We start from the raw sequence: 24,866 nt of genomic DNA, 5'->3' as shown, positions 1-24,866 counted from the left end.
TTCATGCCTTTGCGTGCAAGCAGCGATTACTGCGCGCCACCCAACGTGAAGTTGAGGCGGCGACGCATCGTCACCGGGAACGGCTTGCCGTTGTTCAACGCCGGTCGATATTTCCAGCGCTCGACCGCCGTCACTGCCGCGCGATCGAACACGTGCTTGGGCTGGGCATCGACGACCGTAGCGTCGGTGACGTTGCCCGAGTCATCGACCGTGAACTGCACGTCCACCCAACCTTCCTGACGGCGACGCAGGGCCGTACTCGGATAACGCGGATTCACGCTGCTGACCAGCACGGCGTCCTGAATCCTGGGCTGAGCCGTCTGCTGCGGCTGCGACTGCGCCGGTTTCTCCGCCTGTGCCGTCTGCTGCTTCGGCTGCTCCGGTGCGGCCTTATCGGCGGCGGCCTGTGCTGCCGCTTCCTCCTGCTGCTTGCGTGCGGCCTCGGCCGCCTGCTGCTGCCGCTGCGACGCCTGCTGCTTGGCCAGCAGATCGGCCTGCGCTTGCTGCTGTTCCTTGGTCGCCGTCTTGCGCTGGGCGTCCAGCTTGGAACGCAGAATGGTCAGCGTGTAGTTGTCCGGATCGGCCTTGGCCAGCAGGTCGATCTCGCGCTGCGCCTCGTCGAAGTTGCGGTTGTTGATGTCCTGCTCGGCGGCGTTGGCGCCGAACGGGAAGGTTTCGCGCAACGCTTCCTTGGCCACCTGATTGTCCGGCTGACGCTCGAGCACCTTGAGGTAGAACTCGAAGGCATTGTTGCCCTGCGGCGAAAGCAGACGCTCCTCGCGGACGGCCTTGCCGGCTTCCGAGAGCAGCTCATCGGTCGACATCGCCGACACGTTGGCCGGCGGCGGCGTAGTCTTCGCGGCGGCCTGCTTCTTGACGACCGTCTGCGCAGGACTGGAGCCTTCGGTGGCCTCCATGTGCGGGCGATACACGAGAAACCAGCCTGCCGCGATGATCACGATCACGATCAGGCCGGAGAAGATCAAGCTGGACGAAGCCGCGCCTCGCGCGCGGCGGCGGTTTGATATAGACATTCGGGTATCCATGGTCACTCGCTATGTTGCTACCAGATACCCGCGCCCCCTGTAGTTCCCCTGATGAAGAACCCAGACCCTGCGGTCTGTTGCAGCGCGGATTCCCGAACAAGGTACCCCTATCACGCGCCACTGCCAATAGCTAAGCCATTCTTTTGACAGGTCGATGACGCTTGGCCGGGACGAGAAAACGAAATGCCCCGGAAATCCGGGGCAAATGCAGAGGCTCTGCATGCTTCCTGCGCTGGGCAGCCGCAGGAAGCCGTCGTGGCGAACCACGCTGTTTTCGTCGTTTTCTTACTTGCGCGTACGGCTGGCACGCGACATGCGTGCAGGGGCCGTGGTCTTCGCTGCCGGTGCCGGCGCCTTGGGGGCCGTCTTCTTGGCAGCCTTCTTCGCCGCCGGCTTCTTGGCGACCTTCTTCACGGCCTTTTTGGCCGCTTTCTTGGCTGCCGGCTTCTTGGCAACCTTCTTCGTGGCCTTCTTGGCCGTAGCCTTCTTGGCCGCAGCCTTCTTCGCGACCTTCTTGGTCGCCTTCTTGGCAACGGTCTTCTTGGCAGCCTTCTTCACCGTCTTCTTGGCGGCAGCCTTCTTGGCCGGCGCGCGCTTGGTGGTGGATTTACGGGCGGCAGCAGCCTTCTTCACGGTCTTCTTGGCAGCCTTGCGCGCAGTCTTCTTGACGGCGGTCTTCTTGGCGGCGGCCTTCTTCACCGTGGCCTTCTTGGCGGCGGTCTTCTTCACGACCTTCTTGGCAGCGGCTTTCTTGGCCGGAGCCTTTTTGGCCGGAGCCTTCTTGGCGGCTTTTTTCGCAGCCGGTTTCTTCGCAGCTTTCTTCGTCGTAGCCATGATTCGTCTCAGCTCCTCATCAGTTGGCAGTGGTTGCCCAGTAAAGGCATGTAGAAAAGCCTCAACCAGCAGGTCGCTGTTGGTCGCGTGCCTGAGGTTGTTCACCTGGCGGCGAGTACGTTCGTCGGAGAGCAGACGCAGCACATGAAGTGGAATGGAGACGGTCACCTTGCGCACCGCCCCCGCCTTCTTGCCGTGATCAACATACGGCTTGATGTACTTGTTTCCCGCCATCTTCAAAACCATTCCGCCATTGGCCGCAAAAACTAGACCCGTAGAAACGTGGTGTCAATAAAATTCACGCATCAAATCGTCGCTGCAGAACGCCTTCATTCAGCGCGCCGCGCCGCTCGCTGCAGCCTTTCGCGAGCATCCGAAGATCGAAAACACAATCTTCAAATAGACGTCTAGACGTATTTACGTAAATTCCTGAAATCGGTAAAGCATCGAACGTCAACGCGCAAACCGCGCCGCGGCGAATTCTCGCGACGCTTCCGAAACCCGCGCCAGACAAGCGAAAACGCCGCCGGCACGGGACCGGCGGCGTCAACGCTGTACGTGAAACGCGACGCGAACGAGCGCGCGCAACGCTCCGAAAAGACGGGATTCAGTGATCCTCGTCCTCGATCAATTCGGCATAGGCCTCGGGATCGAGCAGTTCGTCCAGTTCGCTCTTGTCGTCCGGACGAACGACAAAAATCCATCCTTCGCCGAACGCATCTTCGTTGATCGATTCGGGGCTGTCGTCGAGCGCTTCGTTGACCGCGACCACTTCACCGTTCACCGGCGAGTACACGTCCGACGCCGCCTTGACCGACTCGACCACGGCGCAACCGTTGTCGGGACCGACGCGCGAACCGATCTCGGGAAGCTCGACGTAGACCAGGTCGCCGAGCTGACTCTGCGCGTGGTCGGAAATGCCCACACGCACCAGGCCGTCGTCTTCGAGACGCGCCCATTCGTGGGACTTCAGAAATTTCAGGTCGCCGGGAATCTCGCTCATGGGTCGGTCCTGTCGGGTGTCGGTGGATGAATGAATTCTAGTGCCTGGCGCATCGCGCAGGCGAGTTCAGATGCCTTCGCGCGGCTTGCCGTCGCGCACGAACGGATACTTGACCACGCGGACGGGCAGTTCGCGGTTGCGGATCGCCACGCGCACGTCGCCCAGTTCCCCGGTCGGCACGCGCGCCAGCGCGATCGCCTTGCCCAGCGTCGGCGAGAAGCTGCCGGAGAGGACTTCGCCTTCGCCGGCGTCGGTCAGCACGACCTGGCCATGACGCAGCACGCCTTTCTCGTCGAGCACGAGGCCGACCATGCGCCGCTTCACGCCCTGTTCCTTCTGCGCTTCCAGCGCACCGCGGCCGATGAAGTCGCGCTCTTCGTCCATGGCAACGGTCCAGCCCAGTCCGGCTTCCCACGGCGACACGTCCTCGTCCATGTCCTGACCGTAGAGATTCATGCCCGCCTCAAGACGCAGCGTGTCGCGCGCGCCGAGTCCGGCCGGACGTACGCCGGCCTCGACCAGCGCCTGCCACAATTCGACCGCGTGCTCCTCCGGCACCATCACCTCGAAGCCGTCTTCGCCGGTGTAGCCGGTACGCGCCACGAACAGCGGCACACCGTGCAGCGCCTGCGCGGCGGCGGCGTGGAACTTGCCCATCGCCTCGATGCGTTCGCGATCGACTTCGGCCAGCAGGCCGATCAGCTTGCCGCGCGCACTCGGTCCCTGCACCGCGATCATCGCGAAGTCGCTGCGCTCGCGCACCTCGACGTCGAAGGCCTTCGCCTGGCGCGCGATCCATTCGAGGTCCTTCTCGCGCGTGGCCGCGTTGACCACGACGCGGAAGAAGTGTTCGCCCAGGTAGTAGACGATCAGATCGTCGATGACGCCGCCGCGCTCGTTGAGCATGCAGGTGTACAGCGCCTTGCCGTGTTCGGTCAGCTTGTCGACGCTGTTGGCCAGCAGACGGTGCAGGAAATCGCGCACGCGCTCGCCGTGCAGGTCGACCACGGTCATGTGCGAGACGTCGAACATGCCGGCGTCCTGACGCACGGCGTGATGCTCCTCGATCTGCGAGCCGTAGTTGATCGGCATGTCCCAGCCGCCGAAGTCGACCATGCGCGCGCCCAGCGCACGGTGCGCCTCGTTGAGAACGGTCTTTGCGGTCATGCCTGTCGCCATCGTGAAATCAGGGCGGGCATTATCGCCGCCCTGCACGGGCAATTCCAAGGGCGGCGTCAGACGATGCGGCGAAATGTCAGATTCAGACGCGCCTGCGTCACGCGGCGGCTGCGCGGAAGCGCGTGGCGATAACGGCGCTGGGTCGCGCCGGCCATGCACAGCAGGCTGCCGTGCGGGAGATCCAGATCGAGCTTCGCATCCGAGCCGTCGCGGGCGCGCAGCCGGAAGCGACGCTGCGCGCCGAGACTGACGCTGGCGATGATCGGGTCGGGCCCCAACTCCGGCTCGTCGTCGCTGTGCCAGCCCATCGCGTCGTCGCCATCGCGATAGAGATTGACCAACACGCTATTGAACGTGGCGGCGCAGGCCACCTGCACGCGCTCGCGCAGCGCTGACAGCGCCGGCGTCCACGGCTGTGGCGCGAAGCGTGCGCCCGAATAGCGATAGCTCGCGCCGGGATCGCCGACCCAGCAGCTCAGGCGCGGCGCATCGACTTCGCGTCCGAACAGACGCAGGCGATGCTGCGTGAACGGAATGTCGGCCTGCAATCGATGCAGCAACGGGTCCGCTTCGCCCGCTTCCAGCCAATGTGGCCACAGCGTGAGTTCCGCACCCGGCAGCGACGGATGCAGGCAGAGATCGCGATCGGCCAGCAGTCCGCCCTGCATCACATGCAACCTGCCTCAGGCGCTGCGCGTGGGTTCGACGGGATACACCGGCTCGGCGTCCAGGCTGGCCGCGCACACCTGCGCCAGTTCCAGCAGGCGCAAATCCGAACCGCGCGGACCGACGAACTGCAGACCGGCCGGCAGCCCGGATGCCGTCACGCCCATCGGGATGCTTACCGCCGGGCAACCGGCGAGGCTGGCGAAGCTGGTCAGATCGGCCTGATTCGCCGGCACCGGCGCGTCCAGCGCGAACGCCGTCTGCGGCGTGGTCGGCAGCACCAGCACGTCGACCTGCGCGAACAACCGCCGCATCTTCAACACCGCCGCATCCAGCACGCGGTCGGCGGCGGCGTAGTCGGCGGCGCTGCACGACTGCGCATAGGCGATCATGGAGCGGAAATCGTCCGACACCGGGTGCGCCGTGTCCGCCAGGTCGCCGGCGAAGGTGCCGAGCATCTCGGCTTCCATCAGCAGCAAGCCCGCGCGCCGGGTGCGCGCGAAATCCCAGTCGGAGAAATCGACGGTCTGCCGCTCACCGAGCTCGAACGGAAGGCGCCCGATGACTGCGTCGAACACATCGGCCACCTCGCCCTCGACCCCGATCGCACGCAGATCCGGCAGCAGGCCGCAGCGCAGACGCCCCGGCTCCCAGTCGGGTGGCGAAAACGCCACGCGGCGATGACGCGAGCGCGGATCGTCGGCGTCGTAACCGGCCAACACCTGCAGCAGCACCGTGAGGTCGTCGACGCTGCGCGCCAGCAGACCGACCGCATCGAGACGACGCGCCGCCGGCACCACGCCGCGCGCGGATATTTCGCCATGCGTCGGCTTCAGCGCATAGACGCCACAGTAACTCGCGGGGATGCGCACCGAACCGAGACTGTCGGTGCCGATGGCCACCGTGGCCAGGCCCGCCGCCACCGCCGCGGCGGAGCCGCCGGAGGAACCGCCCGCCGTGAAACCCGGACGATGCGGATTGTGCGTGGCGCCGTCATGCGGATTGTGCGTGACCGCGCCGAGCGCGCCCTCGTCCATGTTGGTCTTGCCCAGCATCACCGCGCCAGCGGCGCGCAGGCGCGAAACCACGTGTGCATCCTGCGTGGCATCTTTCTCGCCGCGTCCGGGCAGACCGGCGCGGGTGGGCCAGCCGGCGATGTCGATGTTGTCCTTGATCGCGACGGGAATACCGTCCAGCCGGCCGATCACGCTTTCCTGGCGGCGCTTCTCGGCGCCGACGACTTGATCCTGCACCAGGCCCGGACGCAGGTCGACGAAGGCATTCAGCTGCGGATCGAGGCGCTCGATGGCCTCCATGTAGGCATCGGCCAGCAGTTGCGGACGCGTGCGGCCGATCGCCAACCAGTGCAGTAGCTGGCACATGCTGGCGCGACGCAGATCGCTGGCTGTCGGGGACGGTGTGGTGTTCATGGGACTCCCGTGGCACGGACCGCCCGTGCGGCCCATTTCCATGAACGCGCAAATTCGCGCGCAACGCAAGCATTTGCCGGCCGGGCCGCGAACACGGACAATTATCGTCTGCCCGCGCTGTCGCGCGATCGCACGGCGCTGTCCGCGTCGCGCGCCATCCACGTCCACACGGAGCCTGTCATGAGCGAACGCGAAACGATGGAATACGACGTCATCACCGTGGGCGCAGGCCCGGCGGGGCTGGCGTTCGCGATCCGACTCAAGCAGCTCAAGCCGGATCTCAGCGTGTGCGTGATCGAGAAGGCCTCGACCGTCGGCGCGCAGATATTGTCCGGCGCGGTGATCGAACCGGAGCCGCTGAACGCGCTGCTGCCGGACTGGGGCAAGAACCCGCCGCCGATCTGCGTGCCGGTGACCGAAGACGAATTCTGGATGCTGCGCGACCACGAGAACGCCAGCAAGCTGCCGACGCCGCCGCAGATGCACAACCACGGCAACTACATCGTCAGCCTCGGCGCGCTGTGCGCGTGGCTGGCGCCGCAGGCCGAGGCCCTGGGCGTGGACATCTTCCCCGGCTTCGCCGCCGCCGAACCGGTGTTCGACGAAACCGGCGCCGTGGCCGGCGTGCGCATCGGCGACATGGGCGTGGCGCGCGACGGTTCCGAGAAGCCCGGCTACACCCAGGGCATCGACATCAAGGCCAAGGTGACCGCGCTGGCCGAAGGCTGCCGCGGGCACCTGTCCAAGCAGCTCATCAAGAAGTTTGGGCTGGACAAGGACAGCGATCCGCAGACCTACGGCATCGGCATGAAGGAGCTGTGGCAGGTGCCCGAGGGCCGCGTCACGCCGGGCAAGGTCGTGCATACGCTGGGCTGGCCGCTGGACCCGAAGACCTACGGCGGCAGCTTCATCTATCACCTGGACAACAACCGCGTCGCCATCGGCTTCGTCGCCGGCCTCGACTACGAAGACCCGAACTTCTCGCCGTTCGAGGCGTTCCAGCAACTCAAGCACCACCCGAAGGTGAAGACGCTACTGGAAGGCGGACAGATCCTGTCCGGCGGCGCGCGCGCCCTGGTCGAGGGTGGCTACCAGTCGCTGCCGAAGGTGGAGATGCCCGGCGCACTGCTGATCGGCGACGCCGCCGGCCTGCTCAACGTGCCCAAGATCAAGGGCACGCATCAGGCCATCCGCTCCGGCATGCTGGCCGCCGAGCACGTCGCCAAGAGCGGCGGCGCGGAAGGCTTCGACCACGTGCTGCGCCACTCCGGCGTGATGGCGGAGCTGAAGAAGGTGCGCAACATCCGCCCCGGCTTCCACAAGGGTCTGTGGTTCGGTATGTTCAACGCCGCCTGGGAAACGCTCACCGGCGGCCTGTCGCCATGGACACTGCGCAACCGCGCCGACTGGTCGTCGCTGCAGAAGCTGGGCCGCTACGAAAGCCCGAAGCGCGACTACGTGGACCGCGACCTACCGCCGCGCGATCGTCTCGCGAGCGTCTACTTCGCCGCCACCGAGCACGACGAAGACCAGCCCGTGCACCTGAAGGTGTCCGACACCGACGTCTGCGTGACGAAGTGCGCCGAGGAATACGGCAACCCGTGCACGCGCTTCTGCCCGGCCAACGTCTACGAAATCGTCGAGGACAGCATGCCCGACGGAAGCAGCGGCAAGCGCCTGCAGATCAACGCCGCCAACTGCGTCCACTGCAAGACCTGCGATATCAAGGATCCCTACCAGATCATCAACTGGGTGACGCCGGAAGGCGGTTCGGGGCCGAGTTACCAGAACCTGTGATCGTCGCGTCGCGCGAAAGCTCGCGCGACATCGTTCCGCCACACGCATGACCGAACCGCGCGCCTCGCACGAGCGCGCGTTGCGGGGGTGCGACCCGTACTGCGGTGACGATTCCGCCAGCGCTGTGACTCGCACGAGCATGACCGGACCGGGCCCAATCGGCACGATGCCCTGCGAGGAACACTCCACGCAGGCGATCTCACACTCGCGTGCGTCATCGGCTCATCGCTGCAGACGACTGACCCACTGTTTCACGGGCGTTCCCTCGACCACCATCCGGCGATGCGAGCAGAAACCTCATGAGCGGTACACTTGCGCGATGACGAGCCGTATTCCATCGCCCTTGCGTCACGCGCTGTTCCACGCGCTGCGCTTCGGCTTCCGCCTTCTGCCCTTGCGCCAGGCCACGCGCGACCGCTGGCGTCGACGCTTTCTCGACCGTCATGCCGCGTTCGTACCGGATGGTCCGCGCGGGCGCACGCCCAATACCGAAGCCGTCCAGTACGGCGTCGCCCACTATCGCGCAGGCGAACCGGCGATCGGACACGTTCCACACCGGCCCGGCACCCTGCCCTCCCCGATGCCGGCCACACTGGTGGCCTTCTACCTGCCACAGTTCCATCCGATTCCGGAAAACGACGCGTGGTGGGGCGAGGGCTTCACCGAGTGGCGCAACGTGGCTCGCGCTCTTCCGCAATTCGAGGGCCACGCCCAACCGCGCCTGCCTGGCGCCTTGGGCTTCTACGATCTGCGCATCAAGGATGCGATGCGCAAGCAAATGCAGCTTGCCCGCGAGTACGGTATCGGTGCGTTCTGCTTCTATCACTACTGGTTCGGCGGCAAACGCTTGTTGCAGGCCCCTGCCGAACAATGGCTGACCGATACATCGCTGGACCTTCCGATCTGCCTTTGCTGGGCCAATGAAAACTGGTCGCGCCGCTGGGACGGACGCGGCGACGACATCCTGATGGCGCAGGAGCACAGCCCGCAGGACGATCTCGCGTTCATCGCCGACATCGCGCCGTATCTGCGCGATGCGCGCTACGTTCGCGTGGAGGGCAAGCCGCTACTGCTGGTCTACCGCGCGGGCCTGCTGCCCGACGCCGCCGGCACCGCACAACGCTGGCGGACATGGTGCCGCGCTAACGGCATCGGCGAGATCATGCTCGCCTGCGTGGAGGGATTCGAGCAACCCGATCCGCGCGACATCGGTTTCGACGCGGCCGTCGAATTTCCTCCCAACATGGCCACACCGACCAACATCACCGCGCGCCAGCGTCTGATCAACCCGGCGTACCGTGGCCAGGTTCTGGATTGGCGCGAACTGGCACGCGAAGTCGGCCGTCGCCCGATGCCGAGTTATCTCCTGTTTCCAGGCGTGAATCCCGGCTGGGACAATGAGCCGCGCCGCAGCGGACGCGGACGCGTCTACGCCCATGCTTCGCCCCGGGGCTACCGTGACTGGCTGCAGCAGACCATCCAGCAACGTGCCGACACATTGCCGGCCTCGCGTCGCCTGATCTTCATCAACGCCTGGAACGAATGGGCCGAAGGCGCCGTGCTGGAACCCGATGCACGCCTCGGACATGCCTGGCTTAACGCCACGCGCGAAGCACTGCGAAGAGCCAGTGTCCAGCAGCCCACCGTGGCCACACGCCCCTGCGCCGTCATACACGTCTGGTACCCGGAACTGCTCGACGAGATCGTCGAAGCCCTGCGCGCCAGCGGTTTGGATTGGCGCATCGTCATCACCACTGCGCACGAACGCAAGCAAGCCGTACACAAGCGCATCGAAGCGCTTGCGCTCGAATGCGAAGTGCGTAGCTTTCCGAACCACGGCCGAGATATCCTGCCGTTCCTGCACGTAGCCGGAACCTTGCTAGACGAAGGTGAGGACACGGTCCTAAAGCTGCACACCAAACGGTCCACGCATCGTCGCGACGGCGATGTCTGGCGTCGCGAATTGCTGGACCGCCTGCTGGCTGTGCACCGCGCGCACGCCATCTATGCATCATTCGTCGAAGACAAATCACTGGGGCTGGTGGCGGCCGAAGGACACGTACAGCCGCTGCACTATTTCTGGGGCGCGAACCACGACACCGTGGACTACCTGTGCACCCGACTCGGTATCCCCTCACCCGATGCCGAGCGGGACCGCTTTGTGGCCGGTAGCATGCTCTGGCTGCGTCTAGACGCCATCCGTCTCTTGCTCGACGCGCACCTGGATTCCTGGGAATTCGAACCCGAGGCCGGCCAGGTCGACGGCACGTTCGCCCACGCCGTCGAGCGCGTATTGCTGCTGGCCTCGAACGCGGCCGGCTTTCGTCTCGGCATCGCCGCCGACATCGCTGGCGAACCCCGAGACGGCGCGCAGGAGTCCTACCCTTACGCGCGTCGTGACCCGTGAAGCTCGGCCTCCTGAAGCCCGGTTCAGGCTTCCCCGCCACTCGGGTTAGAATAAGCGTTTGAATTCACGGTGCCCGCGGTTGCGGGACCCCGAACCCGAGAGATCGAAGGAATCGCTGATGAAGATCCTGGTCGGCTACAAGCGCGTCGTGGACTACAACGTGCGCGTGCAGGTCAAGCCGGACGGCTCCGGCGTCGCCACCGACGGCGTCAAGCTGTCCGCCAACCCGTTCGACGACATCGCCCTGGAAGAAGCGCTGCGCCTGCGCGAGAAAGGTGTGGCCGAGGAAGTCGTCATCGTCGGCATCGGCCCGGCGGACCTGACGGCACACCTGCGCAACGGTCTGGCGATGGGCGCCAATCGCGCCATCCACGTCACCACCGACGGCGCGCCGCAGCCGCTGACCGCCGCGCGCACCTTCCTCAAGCTCATCGAGAAGGAATCGCCGGACCTGGTGATCCTCGGCAAGCAAGCCATCGACGACGATGCCAACCAGACCGGCCAGATGCTGGCCGCGCTGTGGGGTCGTCCGCAGGCCACCTTCGCCAGCGAACTGGCGATTGCCGACGGCAAGGCCACGGTGACCCGCGAGGTCGATGCCGGCCTGGAGACCATCGAGGCCGAACTGCCGGCCGTGATCACCACCGACCTGCGCCTGAACGAGCCGCGCTTCATCAAGCTGCCGGACATCATGAAGGCCAAGTCCAAGCCCATCGACGTGATCGAGTTCGACAGCCTCGGCGTCGACAGCGGCGACCACCTCAAGACCGCGAACTACGCCCCGCCGCCGAAGCGCAGCAAGGGCGAGATGGTCGAGGACGCCGCCGGCCTGGTGGCCGCGCTGAAGCAGAAGGGCCTGCTGTAACGGCACGCATGTTCCGCCTCGCTCCGGGCCGGCCGCGCATCGCGCCGCCCGCAGAGCGAAGCCTCACGAGACACGAAGGACAATCATCATGAGCAAGATCCTGGTCATCGCCGAACACCTGGACGGCAAACTCAACAGCGCCACTGCGCGCGTGGTCAGCGCCGCCGCCGCCGTCGGTGGCGACGCCATCGACGTGCTGGTGCTGGGCGACGCGCCCGACGCCATCGCCGCCGAGGCCGCCAAGATCGAGGGCGTCAGCCGCGTGCTGACCGTGACCCGCGCCGAGAACGCGCATATGCTGGCCGCCACCGCCGCACCGCAGATCGCCAAGGCCGCCGAGGGCTACAGCCACGTGTTCGGCCCGTCCACCACCACCGGCAAAGACCTGATGCCGCGTGTGGCCGCGCTGCTGGGCGTGGCCCAGGTCAGCGACGTGATGACGGTCGAGAGCAGCCACGTCTTCACGCGTCCGATCTACGCCGGCAACGCCATCGTCACCGTCGAGGCGCCGACCGACCATACCGTGGTCGCCACCATCCGCTCGGCCTCGTGGAAGGCCGCCGACAACGGCGACAGCGCCGCGCCGGTCGAAGCGCTGACACTGGACATCGAGCTGCCGGCGCACACCCGCTTCGTCGAACTCAAACAGGACAAGAGCGACCGCCCGGACCTGCAGAGCGCCCCGCGCGTGGTCTCCGGCGGCCGCGGCGTCGGCTCGAAGGAAAACTTCGACATCATCTACAAACTGGCCGACAAGCTGAACGCTGCCGTCGGCGCCTCGCGCGCCGCGGTCGACGCCGGCTACGTGCCCAACGACATGCAGGTCGGCCAGACCGGCAAGATCATCGCCCCCGAGCTGTACATGGCCTTCGGCATCTCCGGCGCCATCCAGCATCTGACCGGCATCAAGGACGCCGGCACCATCGTCGCCATCAACAAGGACGCCGACGCGCCGATCTTCGAGATCGCCGACATCGGCCTGGTCGGCGATCTGTTCAAGATCATTCCCGAGATCGAAGCGGCACTGGGCTAGACGATTCCGCAATACTCTGCATCAGAAGCATGCACCATGCATGCCAGCCATCGAAGGGGCCTAGATGGATATCGAAAGCATCGGATCAAACTTGCAGCGTGATCGGCACGGCATTTTCGTGACAAAGCATAAAAAGGATGTCTCGTATCCCGAAAACGGTCACGCTACGTGTTTCCAGATCGAAAACGATTCGTTCTGGTTCAACCACCGCAACACTTGCATCGAGCATGTAATCCAGAACCACCCCTTCGAAGGGGCACTGCTCGACATCGGCGGAGGAAATGGCTTCGTATCCGCCATGCTGCAGGCACGCGGGTATGAAGTCGTGCTGCTCGAACCCGGCTACGAAGGTGCGTTCAACGCACGTACAAAACGCGGAGTGAATCACGTACTTTGCGCCACACTCGAGGAGTGCGGATTCGCGCCATCCAGTTTCGGCGCTATCGGCCTTTTCGATGTCATCGAGCACATCCGAGAAGACCGTGAGTTCCTTAGAAGCCTCAAACCCGTTCTGAAACCCTCTGGCATGCTTTATCTGACCGTGCCGTGCCATGCATGGCTCTGGTCGCAAAGCGACATAGACGCGGGGCATTTCCGTCGGCATACCTCAGTTACCATGCGACGGCTGCTGGAACCCGATTTCGATATCGAATACCTCAGTTACTTCTTCGCCCCCTTGGTCATTCCCCAACTCGCATTCCGTGCATTGCCGTATCGTGTCGGTGCCGGCCGTCACAAGAACGCAGAGAACGCCCGCGCGCACGGCACCAGGAAGGGACTGACCACACGCACCATCTCACGCCTTTTGCGTGTGGAGGCCACCAAAATTGCCAGGAACCGAAGCCTGCGTTTCGGTTCTAGTTGCCTGGTGGCAGCCCGTCTACGCTAACCGCCGTGTCCCGTGGCTAATCGAAGATTCACGATACACGCACGCCGGGAAAACTCGTACAGAAGGTGTACTCCGGCCCGAACATTCGGCGCTGTTTGACCAGTGATGCCCACCGGTATGTACGGAAGTATTATCGATTGGAAGTACCGCTAACTGTTATCTTTTCGATTTGCCCTCCTCGCGTCACCGTCTACAGGATTGAGCATGACCAGTCCCATCTGGGAACCCAGCCAAGACCGCATCGACCGCGCCAACATGAATCGCTTCGTGCGTTTCGTGCGCGAGCAGACCGGCAACGAGGACATCCAGCGCTACGGGCCGCTGTACGACTTCTCGATCCGTTCGCCCGAGAAGTTCTGGCCGATGGTGTGGGAATTTTGCGGTATCCGCGCCAGCGGTCAGTTCGAGCCGGTGCTGGAACACCCCGAGCAGATGCCCGGCGCGCGCTTCTATCCGAACGTGAAGCTGAACTTCGCGCAGAACTTGCTGCGTTTCCGTGACGACAAGCCGGCGCTGATCTTCCGTAACGAATGGGGCCACGAGCGCGAATACAGCTACGCGGAGCTGCACGTCGAGGTCGCGCGGATGGCGCGCGCGCTTAAACAACTTGGCGTCCATGTCGGCGACCGCGTGGCCGGCTTCCTGCCCAACATGCCCGAAACCGTGATCGCCATGCTGGCGACGACCTCGCTCGGCGCGGTGTGGTCGTCGTGTTCGCCGGACTTCGGCATCAACGGCGTGGTCGATCGCTTCGGTCAGATCGAGCCCAAGGTGCTGTTCTGCGCCGATGCCTATCCCTATGGCGGCAAGACCTTCAGCTGCCTGGACAAGGTCCGCGGCGTGCTCGACAAGATCGACTCGATCGAAAAACTGGTCGTGATCCCGTACAGCGGCGAGCCGCTGGAGCTGGACGGTTTGCGCGATGCCGTGCCCTGGCCGGACTTCGCCGGTGACGGCGAGCCGCCGCTGGAATTCGTGCCCACCGAATTCAACCATCCGCTGTACGTGATGTACTCCTCCGGCACCACTGGCGTGCCCAAGTGCATCGTGCACGGTGCGGGCGGCACCCTGCTGCAGCACCTCAAGGAACTGGTTCTACACACCGACCTCAAGCGCGAGGACCGCATCTTCTACTACACCACCTGCGGCTGGATGATGTGGAACTGGCTGGTGTCCAGTCTGGCCGTGGGCGCGGCCGTCGTGCTCTACGACGGATCGCCGTCCCACCCCGATGGCAACGCCTTGTGGGACCTGGCGGACGAAGTCGGCATCAGCATCTTCGGCACCAGTGCCAAGTGGATCGCCGCCATCGAGAAAGCCGGCGTGAAACCGCGCGAGACCCACAAGCTGCAGACCTTGAAGACGATTCTGTCCACCGGCTCCCCACTGGCGCCAGAGAGCTTCGACTACGTCTACCGCGACGTGAAGGAACGCGTACTGCTGGCCTCCATCTCCGGCGGCACCGACATCGTCTCCTGCTTCGCGCTGGGCAACCCGCTGCTTCCCGTCTATCGCGGCGAGCTGCAGTGCCGCGGCCTGGGCATGGCCGTCGAAGCGCTCGACGAAAACGGGCAACCGGTGCGCGGTGAACCCGGCGAACTTTCCTGCCTGAAGCCCTTCCCGTCGATGCCGATCGGCTTCTGGAACGACCCGGACGGCGAAAAATACCGCAAGGCCTACTTCGACAAATTTCCGAACGTGTGGAGCCACGGCGACTACGTCGAGATCACCGCGCACAACGGCGTGATCATCTACGGTCGCTCCGACGCCACGCTCAACCCGGGTGGCGTGCGCATCGGCACCGCCGAAATCTACCGCCAGGTCGAACAGATCGACGAAGTACTCGACTGCGTCGCCGTGGGTCAGAAATGGGAAGACGACGAACGCGTCATCCTGTTCGTGCGTCTGCGCGAAGGCGTCACGCTGGACGATGCGCTACGCGACCGGATCCGCAAGCAGATTCGCGCCAACACCACGCCGCGGCACGTGCCAGCCAAGATCGTCCAGGTTCAGGATATCCCGCGTACGGTTTCGGGAAAAATAAGTGAAATTGCGGTCCGCGATACCATTCACGGTCGTTCCGTGAAAAATACGGACGCACTCGCCAACCCTGAATCACTGAAGCAATACAGAACGTTGGACGCACTTCGGCAATAAACCGCCAACCCTATCCGCCGGACAATCCGGGCGCGGATGCCATGCATTCCGTAAACTGCAACCTGCATCCTCTGCACAAAAACGCGTATATAACACCATGGAGCTATCCGAAATCGAACTTGCGGTCAGGGAAGCCGCTTCCACCCTCGACCATATCGCCGATAATTTTGCGCCTGCCGCGCTGGTCACCGCTTTCGGTCCCGAGAGCATGGTGATGATCGATCTCATCGCCAAGCACGAGCTTGGCATCCAGATTCTCTCAATGGACACAGGCCGGCTACCTGAGGCCACACATACGCTGATCCAGCGAGTCCGGGAGGTTTACGGCCTTCCGATCCGATTGCTGCATCCAGACCCGATCGAACTCGGTGAATGGGTGGAAAGAAACGGAAACAACGCATTCCGCGATAGCGTGGACAAACGTCTTGGATGCTGCCGCGTGCGCAAGGTGCAGCCACTCAAACAAGCACTGGCAGGCAAGAACGCCTGGGTCACCGGACTCCGGCGCAAGCAGGCCGCATCACGCCACGACACTCAACGCAAGGAATGGGATGCCGATTACGGCCTGCATAAGTTCAGCCCTCTGTACGAATGGTCGGACGAACAGGTTTGGACCTACATCCGCGGGCATGGCGTACCGTACAATGAGCTGCATGACCTTGGCTACCCCAGCATAGGATGCGCTCCCTGCACACGGGCTGTGAAGCCCGGCGAAGATGCCCGTGCCGGGCGTTGGTGGTGGGAACACGAAACCCCGAAGGAATGCGGTCTGCACTTCAACACGACTACGGGTGTGCTCGAACGCGCCTGATGCCCTTCCTTTGCGGCGTGCGCCTCCGTCGTCCACACCCTCACCCACCTAGCGCTCGGACCGCAGCGGAAAAGCGTGATTGTCGTCCGTGCATTACGCCATCTATGCGATCATTACAGGGATTTCGGCAGCGTCGAAACGAAGGGGCATGTCCTGTAATGGCCATGGAACGGCGACCACCCGAAACATGGCGCCGAAAATCCGATATGCCGAACTTCGTTTCATGGAGCACTTGAATGACAACCAAGCCCGTAATCAGCGTGGTAGTGCCGGTCTTTCGCAGCAAGGCGACCTTGAACGCCCTATACGACCGCGTCCGTAACGTGCTCGATGACGTGGCTTCGTCCTGGGAGATCATCCTCGTTGACGACGCCAGCAATGACGGGACATTCGAAGTGATGTTGGCCCTTCATGAACATGATTCCCGCGTGAAGCTGGTCCGTTTCGCCCGCAACACGGGCCAACATCACGCAACACTGTGTGGCCTCCAGCGCGCTTCCGGGGATTACGCCTTCACTCTTGACGATGACTTGCAGAATCCGCCCGAGGAGATTCCGCGGTTCATCGAGAAAATGGAGGAAGGGTACGACATGGTGATCGGGAAAATCGTCACTAGCAAAAAACACAGCGCAGCACGGAACCTCTCGAGTCGTATCGTTCAATGGATGGTTTCGCGGATACTCGGAAAGCCCAGAGATCTCGCCCTTTCGAGCTACCGGGGCATGACCCGCCGGGCCGCCAGCAACATGGGTGCATTCACGGGAGCCCATGCATATCTCCCCGCACTCATCTTCGCCTCCGTGCCCATCGACCGCATCACCAATCTTTCCGTACCCCACAACGAGCGCGCACACGGGCGTAGCACGTACAGCCCAGGGCGGCTGATCAAGCTGGCTTCCTACCTGCTCATCAATCACTCCTATCTCCCCCTGCGCTTCATGGTCGCCTGGGGTATCATTTTGAGTGTCGCTTCGCTCCTGTATGCCGTCTGCACCGTCAGTTACGTTCTGCTCGGCGGCCATATGGCCGCTGGCTGGCCTTCCCTGGCCGTACTCATCTCATTCCTATGCGGCAACATCCTGCTTTTCATGGGCATCGTCGGAGAGTATGTCGGCAGACTCGTGGAAGAGCATTCGAGACCGCAACAATTCCCCATTTTCGAAACGCACGACTGATTCAGGTACCACCATGACAACCGTGCATGCCTTGAAGATCACCTTCCCGCACAAGGACGCGTAAGCCACCTTCCACAAGACTATGAACCATGACCGCATGCGGGAAGAGAAATACATGACATCGGGCTGGGAGGACGGCATTGCCGAAACGCTCGCCCGCCTCAGAGACGAATTCCAAATCATCCGTGTCGATCACCCGGAAAGGCTCTCGCATGCGCGGCAGACCGGGTTCGTATGGACCCGCCGTCCTGGCATCGTATGCCTGGCGGTCAATCGGTTCTATTTCCGTCTCGCAATCGACAACCCTGACGTTGACGTCATCATTGCGCCAGAGAATGTTGCTCAACGGGAACCGTGCGCGAAAAAGGCATTGATCGTCAGTCATGAACCGGAAGTGCTCTATCACTATCTGCACACAATGCAGAAGTTTGTTACTTCAGATACCTCACCCAGCATCGACGACTCTGCATATGTTGATGATTCCGCCTTGCTTCGTGGCGATATCCGAATCGGGAAACAGGTACGCATCGGCCCTCGCGTTGTCATCGAGGGGCCGGCATCCATTGCCGACGGTGTCGTGATCGAAGCGGGTGCGATCATCGGCTGCGAAGGCCTCTACGCCAAGACCATTCATGGCAACCGACGACATATTCCTCATTTCGGGGGCATCGAAATCCGTGAGGATGCCTTCATCCATGCCGGCGCGGTCATCGTGCGTTCGGCCATCATGGGTGAAAACACGCATATCGGGAAGCGCGTTCATATCGGCGTACAGAGCACGATCGGTCATGACGTGACCATCCATGATGACGCCACGATCTCCAGCAACGTGCTGATAGCAGGCAGAGCCCGCGTTGGCGCACGAACCTGGATCGGCGCATCTGCGACGATCTCCAATACAGTCGAGATAGGCGAGGACGCGAATGTCCGGATCGGTGCCGTTGTCGTCAGGAATGTGCCTGCCGGCGCCGATGTTTCAGGCAATCTCGCACGCCAACACAAGCGCGTCATGCGTGAATATATGGAAGATATCCGCGATGAACACTGAACGTGAATTCCAGTTCCGAGGCGACAGAAAGTACCTCCAGAGTGCTTCACTCTTCGACGACCTGATCCGTCTTAGGGGGACCGATGTCAAGAACATCGACTTCAAATTCCACCAGAAAACGGGGAAGCAAGTTCTCTATGCAGATGTGCGCCCCGATAGTCAAGATCAGCTAGTCGCGGAATGGAAGGACGCCTTGGGCCGCATTTTCGTGATCGAACGCGATGTACCAATCACCGAGGCGCTTCCGTACGATGAACCTGCGCTGGTAGGGAAGTTCGAACTGGATATCGCTTCGCGATCAATCAGCATCCCGGCCGTGGTCGTTCCGTTCACGAAAATCGAAGCGCTAGTTGCCGGGTTCAAACATCTTCTCAAGGCCGTCTACCCCGGTTACGAACGGAAGTACGTCTTCGTGCGCACCCGCCTGAAGCATCTGCCCGAAGAGGACGTGGTCCTCCGTTACAGCAGGGATATCGGTGATTTCTATCAGGGTGACATTCTGAGCAATAGCGAGAATGTCGGGCAGATCTTCTTTGGAGAATGGAAATGATCGGCATCAAGGCGATCGGAAGCTTCGTCGCCGGCGAGCGTGTCTCAAACCTGGACCGCCGCGACCGTGCAGGCAAGGACGAGATGTTCATCCGGGACAAGATCGGATTCGAGCAGGTCGCCAAGAAACCGGCGAGCATGGATACATCGGACATGTGCGTCGAAGCCATGAGCGAACTTGAGGCCGCTAGCGACATCAAGCGTGCCGACGTCGACTGTCTGATCGTATGCACCCAGAACCCCGATGCGCATGGCCTCCCCCACACGTCGGCCGTCGTCCACAAGAAGCTCGGGCTGAGTCAGGACGTTGCCTGCTTTGACATCTCGCTGGGGTGCTCGGGATACGTGTACGGTCTGGCAACGATCACCTCATTCATGCAGGCTCAGGGACTAAGGTCCGGCCTCCTGTTCACCGCAGACCCGTATTCCAAGATCATCGACCCTGACGACTGGGACACGGAGTTGCTGTTCGGCGATGCCGCAACCGTGACCTGGATCGGTGAGCAGTCCATATACAGCTGCCGGCCTGGGATGTTCGGCACCAACGGTGCACTCGGCCACTCTATCGAAGTCCCTGAGCGTGGCGGTACGCTGCACATGCTCGGCAGCAACGTATTCAAGTTCAGCATGACGGCTGTGCCCGAGCAGGTCGGCAACTACCTTGAGCGGGAATCGCTCGCCGTGCACGATGTCGATGAATTCCTGTTCCATCAAGGTAGTCGTTTCATCGTCGAAAACTTGGCCAAGCGCATGAAGCTTCCTGCGAGCAAGGTGCCTTTCGAGGCCGGTGAGACCGGAAATACTGTTTCATCCTCACTCCCGCTGATGCTCCAGAAGCGCCTCGAAACGACGCCGAACCGGATCCTGATGAGTGGTTTCGGCGTGGGGCTATCATGGGCGACAATAGTCCTCGAGAAGAACTGAACCCCTCATAGGAATACGCATGATCAGCAAAGAAGATTTCCGTCAGGCTTGCATCGAAAGTATCAAGCAGGTCAAGGATGTCGAGCATGTCGACATCTCCGACGACGAGGACTTTTCCAATGCCGGACTCGACTCGCTCGACAGCATGGACCTGGTGCTTCAGGTTGAATCTCATACAGGTCTGGACTTCGGCGAACTTGATCCCGCCGAAGTGAACACCATCGACAAGTTCTACGCCAAGGCCCAAGAACTTTTCGGCAACTGATCACCTGCCGGGCGAGTTGCCGCACAACCCCTATGTTCGCCCATCGCAGCCGTATGGGCGTCGTTCGTTCGCAGGAATGACTCCTAGCTTGCACTATGCACACAACACAACGAACCACGCATGCTAGGACCGGACTCTTGTTGATGCTCGTCATGGCCAATATCGCCATGCAGCTGATCAACGCGTCGATCATCAAATACGCCACACAGCTACTTCATGTCAGCCCTGTCCTCGTGGCTCTGCTCCTGAGTGCTGTCATCGTGCTCAGTTTCGGTCGCTTTCTCGTCTGGGGCGCCATGCACAAGCGATTTCCAGTCAGTGTCGCGTATCCGGCCACCGCCCTGTTCTTCCCTTGCGTGGTCGTCCTCGCCTATGTCTACGGCGAGCACGTCACCACCGCCCAGGCTTTGGGGGCCGGACTGGTCTCTCTCGGTGTCATTCTGTTGCTGCGCCCCGCGGTCCAACCGGAGCAAGACACATGAGTGGCTGGATCTATCTGGCCATCACGATCGCATCGACCGTCATCGCGCAGATCGCGTTCAAACGGCACTACATCACCAAGCGCTACCTCGACCTCATGGTGGCCATCGGTCTTTTCTGTCTAGCTGTGCCCTTCACTTTTCTTGCCGCCCATCAGATGGGCATCGGACGCGTGTATATCAGTACCGCGCTTTCTTACGTGCTGACACCGATCGCGGCGCGCTTCGCATTCGGCGAATATCTAGGCCTCCGGCAATGGGGTGCGCTGACGCTGATCGTCGCAGGCGTGATTGTCTACAATGTGTGACTGTCCATGGAATCGGCCCACATGAAAATCCCGTTCAACAAGCCCTACATGACTGGTCGCGAATTGGACCTCATCCGTCAGGCTCACGATAAGGGGCACTTGGCAGGCGATGGTGTTTTCACCAAGCGCTGTCACACATGGCTGGAAAACGAATTGAGCTGTTCCAAGGCATTGCTCACGCACTCATGCACTGCCGCGTTGGAAATGATGGCCCTGCTCCTGAACATCCAGCCCGGCGACGAGATCATCATGCCCTCGTTCACCTTCGTATCCACTGCCAACGCTTTCGTGTTGCGTGGTGCTGTCCCGGTATTCGTCGACATCCGGCCCGATACGCTGAATATCGACGAAAACCTTATCGAGGGAGCGATCACACCGCGTACGCGCGCCATTTGTGTGGTCCATTACGCCGGCGTGGGCTGCGAGATGGATACCATCACGGCAATCGCTGAACGGCACGGGCTGGCGGTCGTCGAAGACGCGGCACAGGGCATCTTCTCCAGCTACAAGGGCCGCCCCTTGGGCAGCATCGGCGAGCTTGGCGCCTTGAGTTTCCACGAAACCAAGAACATCATCTCCGGTGAAGGCGGTGCACTACTCATCAACGATATACAGTATGCCGAGCGTGCCGAGATCATCCGCGAGAAGGGCACCAATCGCAGCAAATTTTTCCGTGGGCAGGTCGATAAATATACTTGGGTAGACGTCGGCTCCTCCTACCTTCCCGGAGAGATCATTGCCGCCTTCCTTGCCGCGCAGCTCGAGGAGGGCGAATCCATCAATCAGCGACGACTGTCGCTCTGGAATCGCTATCACGACTGGGCCGAACCGTTGGAGTCAAGCGAACTCATTCGACGTCCCGTCATCCCGGAAGAGTGCACGCACAACGCACACATGTATTACATGCTTCTGCCCGATGCAGATCGCAGAAACCGTTTCATCGAAGGCCTCAGGAAGCATGAGATAGGGTCGGTATTCCACTACATCCCTCTGCACTCTTCACCTGCTGGCATGCGCCATTGCCGCACAGCCGGTTCCATGCGCGTAACAAACGACGTAAGCGAACGCTTGGTTCGCATGCCTATGTGGATCGGGCTAGATGAACACTTGCCCTACATTTTCGAGATTGCCGCACCGTTGCTACGGAACGCTTGAATGATGCCGTGATGTGCGCCGCACAGGAACTTCGATGCCCCATCTCCTCAACCGCGAATTCATGATCGAACGGCCATACCGCAGTGTGCGCCGTTGCTATGCAACCATCCTTGAGACTCCGGACTCGCTTGCTTGGATCATCTTCGCGGCTGTCGCAGCGAATACGCTTGCCTACATCGTGATGTTCAGCAACCCCGTCATTCGCTCTGATGCGTGGTACTTCCTTGACGTCTTCGTCCGCAAAGCCCTAGACGGAACGCTTCGTCTAGGCGACTTTTTCGTGCAACGCGGCGGAATGGACCATGCGCAGCCCCTGCGAAAGCTCATCTTGTTGATGGACCTTCGCTATTTCGATCTCGACTTCCGCTACGAAGCGCTAGCGGGTTGGTTCGCTGCACTAGTTTCGCTGCTGATCCTTCGTAGGCTGATCTTCTGGCATGACGCTCCGGACAAATCCTTCCGCGGCATGCGTGTATGGCTTTGGGCCGGTCTCTGCGTGGCGTTCGTCTCGCTGAACAGCACGGATGTCTGGGGCTGGCCACTCGTCACCGGAAGCTACACTTCGTACGCTCTGCTTTTCGCAACACTGCTCGGACTGTGGCGATGGCTGGCCTTGGGCCGCGCTGGTCTGTTCATGCTCTCGGCCCTCGCCTTTGACCTCGCGGCCGACGACACAGCCATGCTGGTCAACATCGCCTGTCTTCTGGCCCTCGCGATAACGATCTGGCAGAACCCTCCGATGCGCACACGTGCAATCAAGGGCGCTGCCATGCTCATCGGCTGCTTTGTCGTGGTCCGTATCGGATATGCGATTTTGTTCACCCCGCCCCCTGGGTTTCACATGGCTCTCGACAAGCGCTTGGGGAATCTATCGTCGGACTTTCTGGATGGTGGCTGGTGGCAGTGGGCGATCGTTCCTCTGGCGTCCTCTGTGAGCTTCATTCTTCCGCTCGAACATTTCACAGGCGACCGCGCCCGTATGCTTCAGCTCCTGGTCGGAATAGGCCTGCTCCTCGCACATGGCTGGTTCTGGTCACGCGTGCTGTGGAAGCGGCCGGCCATGTCGGCGCCGGCCTTTGCTGCCATCGTGCTAATGCTGGTCTTCTACGCGCTCGTAGCCGGCATCATCTACGGGCGAGTATCGATCTTCGGCAATGCCTATCTCAATCAGCCGCGCTATGTACTGGCGTACAGCTTCAACACGGTCGCACTTTTGTTGATGTGCGCATCGTGCACATGGGATGCCGCCGCCGTAGGTGGCGCCATCCGCAAGCCTGCCCTCGTCGCACTGATCGCGCTGTTGATCGCCTGGCAGATTCCGCTCTCGCGTCTCGCCTGGTCGGTTGGTCCGTATATCAAGGCTTATCAGCAGAAAATGGCTTCACAGTTGGGTGAAATGGCCCAAGACCCAGGAACAAGACCCACTCAATGTGCGCCCGAACTTGTGGTCTGCGGCTACACCGAAACCAAACGGGCTGAACTGGTGCGCCTGCTGAAACAGCACAGACTCAATGTGTTTTCACCTCGCGTTCAACGAACGACACGACTCGACCCTTATCCACCGAGGTGATCCACTTCCTGCGATGCGCCTAGTGGTCGGACGTGGCCCAGTCGCCCTGTTCGATATCAATCCGGCGCTTACACCGAACTTCCATGCGCACGGCATTGAACGAGTGCGGGCCATTTTTCACATACTGTGAATCGACTAGGATTCCGTAGCTGCTCACGAACCACTTTCTAGGAACCGCTTTTCGTACTCTACCGGCGACAGCCCCTGATTGCTGCCATGCTGACTCCGCGGGTTGTAGAACATCTCGATGTAGCCGAACACATCGCTCGCCGCATCGGCCCGGGTCGTGTAGATCCGGCGTCTGATCCGCTCGCGTTTGAGCAGTTGGAAGAAACTCTCGGCTACCGCGTTATCGTGGCAATTGCTCCGTCTCCTCATGCTGCAGACGCGATGCCAAGGGCCTTCAGGAACACCTTCCCATCGCCTCCGGTGAACTGGCTGCCCTGGTCGGAGTGCAGCATCAGTCCCCATGCCGACTTTCGCTGCCAAACCGCGAACAGCCACCCTTCATACGTGCGGACGTAGGTGATGTCCGTGACCCAGTGGATATTGGGCGCATCGACGGAAAACTGGCGTTGTAGCCGGTTGGCGCCACCGCGGTCGACGCGGTTTGGGCCGTCTTCCGTACCCAATCTGGGCGCACAGGCCGGTCAGTTTCATGAGCCGCGCCACGCGATGGCGGCTGCAGCGCTCGTCCAGATCGCGCAGGACAGTGGTGACCTTGCGCTAGCCTTAGACTGCGCGGCTTTTCAGCTAGGCCTGCTTGATCAGTCCCGTCAGGCGACCATCTTCCTTGGCACGCGTACTCGCCGGTTGCTTCAGCCAGGCGTAAAGCCGCTAGGGTGTACACCCAGCACCCGGCACATGTTGCTCAGCCGAAACGGGTGGGCATGTTCTTTCATGAATGCGTACTTCACCCGGACTGCTTGGCAAAGTACGTCCGAAGGAAGTCCCTATGGGACGCAGCGGCTTTTTTTAGGATGTCGCGCTCCCCGGTGACCCGGCGCAACTCGGCCTTCACCCGACGCAACTCCGCCGCCTGCTCAGACGACCCGTGCACTGCGCCGTTGGTCTCGCCGTAGCGTCTGATCCACGCATATAAGCTATGCGTAGTGATCCCCAACCGGGCCGCTACCTCAGCCACCCGATGGCCGCGCTCGGTCACTTGTTTGACCGCCGCAATCTTGAACTCTTCCGTATATCGCTTGCCGCTCATGTACGCCTCAGAGCCATAAAGTATGGCTCTGAGGCGTACATGAGCCTGGTCGATTCAGTT

General features: G+C 62.0%; 22 protein-coding genes and 1 pseudogene. 16 read left to right on the top strand and 7 right to left on the bottom strand.

Going from position 1 to position 24,866, the window contains the following annotated elements; genetic code table 11:
* Positions 1-26: 26 nt before the first annotated feature.
* The 6 genes from LF63_RS03395 to LF63_RS03370 all read right to left on the bottom strand — a co-directional run bounded on the left by LF63_RS03395 (position 27) and on the right by LF63_RS03370 (position 6,158).
* Positions 27-1,046, bottom strand: a complete 1,020-nt coding sequence (locus tag LF63_RS03395; protein ID WP_043099640.1) for an energy transducer TonB — start codon at positions 1,044-1,046, stop codon at positions 27-29.
* Between the two features lie 285 nt (positions 1,047-1,331).
* Positions 1,332-2,114 carry a met regulon transcriptional regulator MetJ gene (gene metJ / locus LF63_RS16435; RefSeq protein WP_081945243.1) on the bottom strand — a complete coding sequence of 261 codons (783 nt, stop codon included), beginning with the start codon at positions 2,112-2,114 and terminating at the stop codon, positions 1,332-1,334.
* Positions 2,115-2,487: 373 nt separating this feature from the next.
* Positions 2,488-2,883 carry a glycine cleavage system protein GcvH gene (gene gcvH / locus LF63_RS03385; protein WP_043099638.1) on the bottom strand — a complete coding sequence of 132 codons (396 nt, stop codon included), beginning with the start codon at positions 2,881-2,883 and terminating at the stop codon, positions 2,488-2,490.
* 66 nt (positions 2,884-2,949) lie between these two features.
* The gene (gcvT, locus tag LF63_RS03380) at positions 2,950-4,050 is read right to left on the bottom strand and encodes a glycine cleavage system aminomethyltransferase GcvT (RefSeq protein ID WP_043099637.1); all 1,101 of its coding nucleotides are present in this window, start codon (positions 4,048-4,050) and stop codon (positions 2,950-2,952) included.
* A gap of 68 nt (positions 4,051-4,118) precedes the next feature.
* Positions 4,119-4,730, bottom strand: a complete 612-nt coding sequence (locus LF63_RS03375; RefSeq protein ID WP_052394635.1) for an alpha-ketoglutarate-dependent dioxygenase AlkB family protein — start codon at positions 4,728-4,730, stop codon at positions 4,119-4,121.
* 15 nt (positions 4,731-4,745) lie between these two features.
* Positions 4,746-6,158, bottom strand: coding sequence for an amidase (locus LF63_RS03370; RefSeq protein ID WP_043099635.1), 1,413 nt, complete (start codon positions 6,156-6,158; stop codon positions 4,746-4,748).
* A 180-nt stretch (positions 6,159-6,338) separates the two neighbouring features.
* On the opposite strand from LF63_RS03370, the gene LF63_RS03365 reads away from it, so the two are divergent.
* The 16 genes from LF63_RS03365 to LF63_RS03290 all read left to right on the top strand — a co-directional run bounded on the left by LF63_RS03365 (position 6,339) and on the right by LF63_RS03290 (position 23,590).
* Positions 6,339-7,955, top strand: coding sequence for an electron transfer flavoprotein-ubiquinone oxidoreductase (locus LF63_RS03365; protein WP_043099634.1), 1,617 nt, complete (start codon positions 6,339-6,341; stop codon positions 7,953-7,955).
* Positions 7,956-8,274: 319 nt separating this feature from the next.
* The gene (locus LF63_RS03360) at positions 8,275-10,362 is read left to right on the top strand and encodes a glycoside hydrolase family 99-like domain-containing protein (RefSeq protein WP_043099632.1); all 2,088 of its coding nucleotides are present in this window, start codon (positions 8,275-8,277) and stop codon (positions 10,360-10,362) included.
* Positions 10,363-10,480: 118 nt separating this feature from the next.
* Positions 10,481-11,227 (top strand): electron transfer flavoprotein subunit beta/FixA family protein, encoded by a 747-nt coding sequence (locus LF63_RS03355; RefSeq protein ID WP_043099630.1) that lies wholly within the window; start codon positions 10,481-10,483, stop codon positions 11,225-11,227.
* Positions 11,228-11,315: 88 nt separating this feature from the next.
* A complete protein-coding gene (locus LF63_RS03350; RefSeq protein WP_043099628.1) occupies positions 11,316-12,260 on the top strand; it encodes an electron transfer flavoprotein subunit alpha/FixB family protein in 945 nt (314 codons plus the stop codon).
* 64 nt (positions 12,261-12,324) lie between these two features.
* Positions 12,325-13,149: a class I SAM-dependent methyltransferase gene (locus tag LF63_RS15450; protein WP_081945065.1), complete on the top strand. Its 825-nt coding sequence runs from the start codon at positions 12,325-12,327 to the stop codon at positions 13,147-13,149.
* A gap of 204 nt (positions 13,150-13,353) precedes the next feature.
* On the top strand, positions 13,354-15,306 hold the full coding sequence (locus LF63_RS03340) for an acetoacetate--CoA ligase (protein ID WP_043099624.1): 1,953 nt from the start codon (positions 13,354-13,356) through the stop codon (positions 15,304-15,306).
* A 97-nt stretch (positions 15,307-15,403) separates the two neighbouring features.
* Positions 15,404-16,117, top strand: a complete 714-nt coding sequence (locus LF63_RS03335; protein WP_043099622.1) for a phosphoadenylyl-sulfate reductase — start codon at positions 15,404-15,406, stop codon at positions 16,115-16,117.
* Between the two features lie 236 nt (positions 16,118-16,353).
* Positions 16,354-17,292 carry a glycosyltransferase family 2 protein gene (locus tag LF63_RS03330; protein ID WP_052394633.1) on the top strand — a complete coding sequence of 313 codons (939 nt, stop codon included), beginning with the start codon at positions 16,354-16,356 and terminating at the stop codon, positions 17,290-17,292.
* Positions 17,293-17,389: 97 nt separating this feature from the next.
* On the top strand, positions 17,390-18,340 hold the full coding sequence (locus LF63_RS03325; RefSeq protein ID WP_161782317.1) for a DapH/DapD/GlmU-related protein: 951 nt from the start codon (positions 17,390-17,392) through the stop codon (positions 18,338-18,340).
* A complete protein-coding gene (locus tag LF63_RS03320) occupies positions 18,330-18,890 on the top strand; it encodes a hypothetical protein (protein ID WP_043099619.1) in 561 nt (186 codons plus the stop codon). Before LF63_RS03325 ends, LF63_RS03320 begins: the two co-directional genes overlap by 11 nt.
* Entirely contained in the window at positions 18,887-19,813 is a 927-nt protein-coding gene (locus tag LF63_RS03315) for a ketoacyl-ACP synthase III (protein ID WP_043099617.1), read from the top strand. The genes LF63_RS03320 and LF63_RS03315 overlap by 4 nt, the downstream gene beginning before the upstream one ends.
* A gap of 19 nt (positions 19,814-19,832) precedes the next feature.
* Positions 19,833-20,078 carry an acyl carrier protein gene (locus LF63_RS03310; protein WP_043099616.1) on the top strand — a complete coding sequence of 82 codons (246 nt, stop codon included), beginning with the start codon at positions 19,833-19,835 and terminating at the stop codon, positions 20,076-20,078.
* Positions 20,079-20,230: 152 nt separating this feature from the next.
* The gene (locus LF63_RS03305; protein WP_152569239.1) at positions 20,231-20,560 is read left to right on the top strand and encodes a hypothetical protein; all 330 of its coding nucleotides are present in this window, start codon (positions 20,231-20,233) and stop codon (positions 20,558-20,560) included.
* The gene (locus LF63_RS03300) at positions 20,557-20,865 is read left to right on the top strand and encodes a DMT family transporter (protein WP_043099612.1); all 309 of its coding nucleotides are present in this window, start codon (positions 20,557-20,559) and stop codon (positions 20,863-20,865) included. Before LF63_RS03305 ends, LF63_RS03300 begins: the two co-directional genes overlap by 4 nt.
* A 21-nt stretch (positions 20,866-20,886) precedes the next feature.
* Positions 20,887-22,020: a dTDP-4-amino-4,6-dideoxygalactose transaminase gene (gene rffA / locus LF63_RS03295; RefSeq protein ID WP_043099610.1), complete on the top strand. Its 1,134-nt coding sequence runs from the start codon at positions 20,887-20,889 to the stop codon at positions 22,018-22,020.
* 34 nt (positions 22,021-22,054) lie between these two features.
* Complete coding sequence (locus tag LF63_RS03290; protein ID WP_043099609.1) at positions 22,055-23,590, top strand: hypothetical protein; 1,536 nt, start codon at positions 22,055-22,057, stop codon at positions 23,588-23,590.
* A gap of 153 nt (positions 23,591-23,743) precedes the next feature.
* Here LF63_RS03290 and LF63_RS03285 read toward each other — a convergent pair.
* Positions 23,744-24,806, bottom strand: a pseudogene (locus LF63_RS03285) (IS3 family transposase).
* Between the last annotated feature and the right edge of the window lie 60 nt (positions 24,807-24,866).

The organism is Oleiagrimonas soli (assembly GCF_000761445.1).
In the GTDB taxonomy this organism is placed as follows: Bacteria; Pseudomonadota; Gammaproteobacteria; order Xanthomonadales; family Rhodanobacteraceae; genus Oleiagrimonas; species Oleiagrimonas soli.
This window is presented reverse-complemented; position numbering and strand designations above follow the sequence as displayed.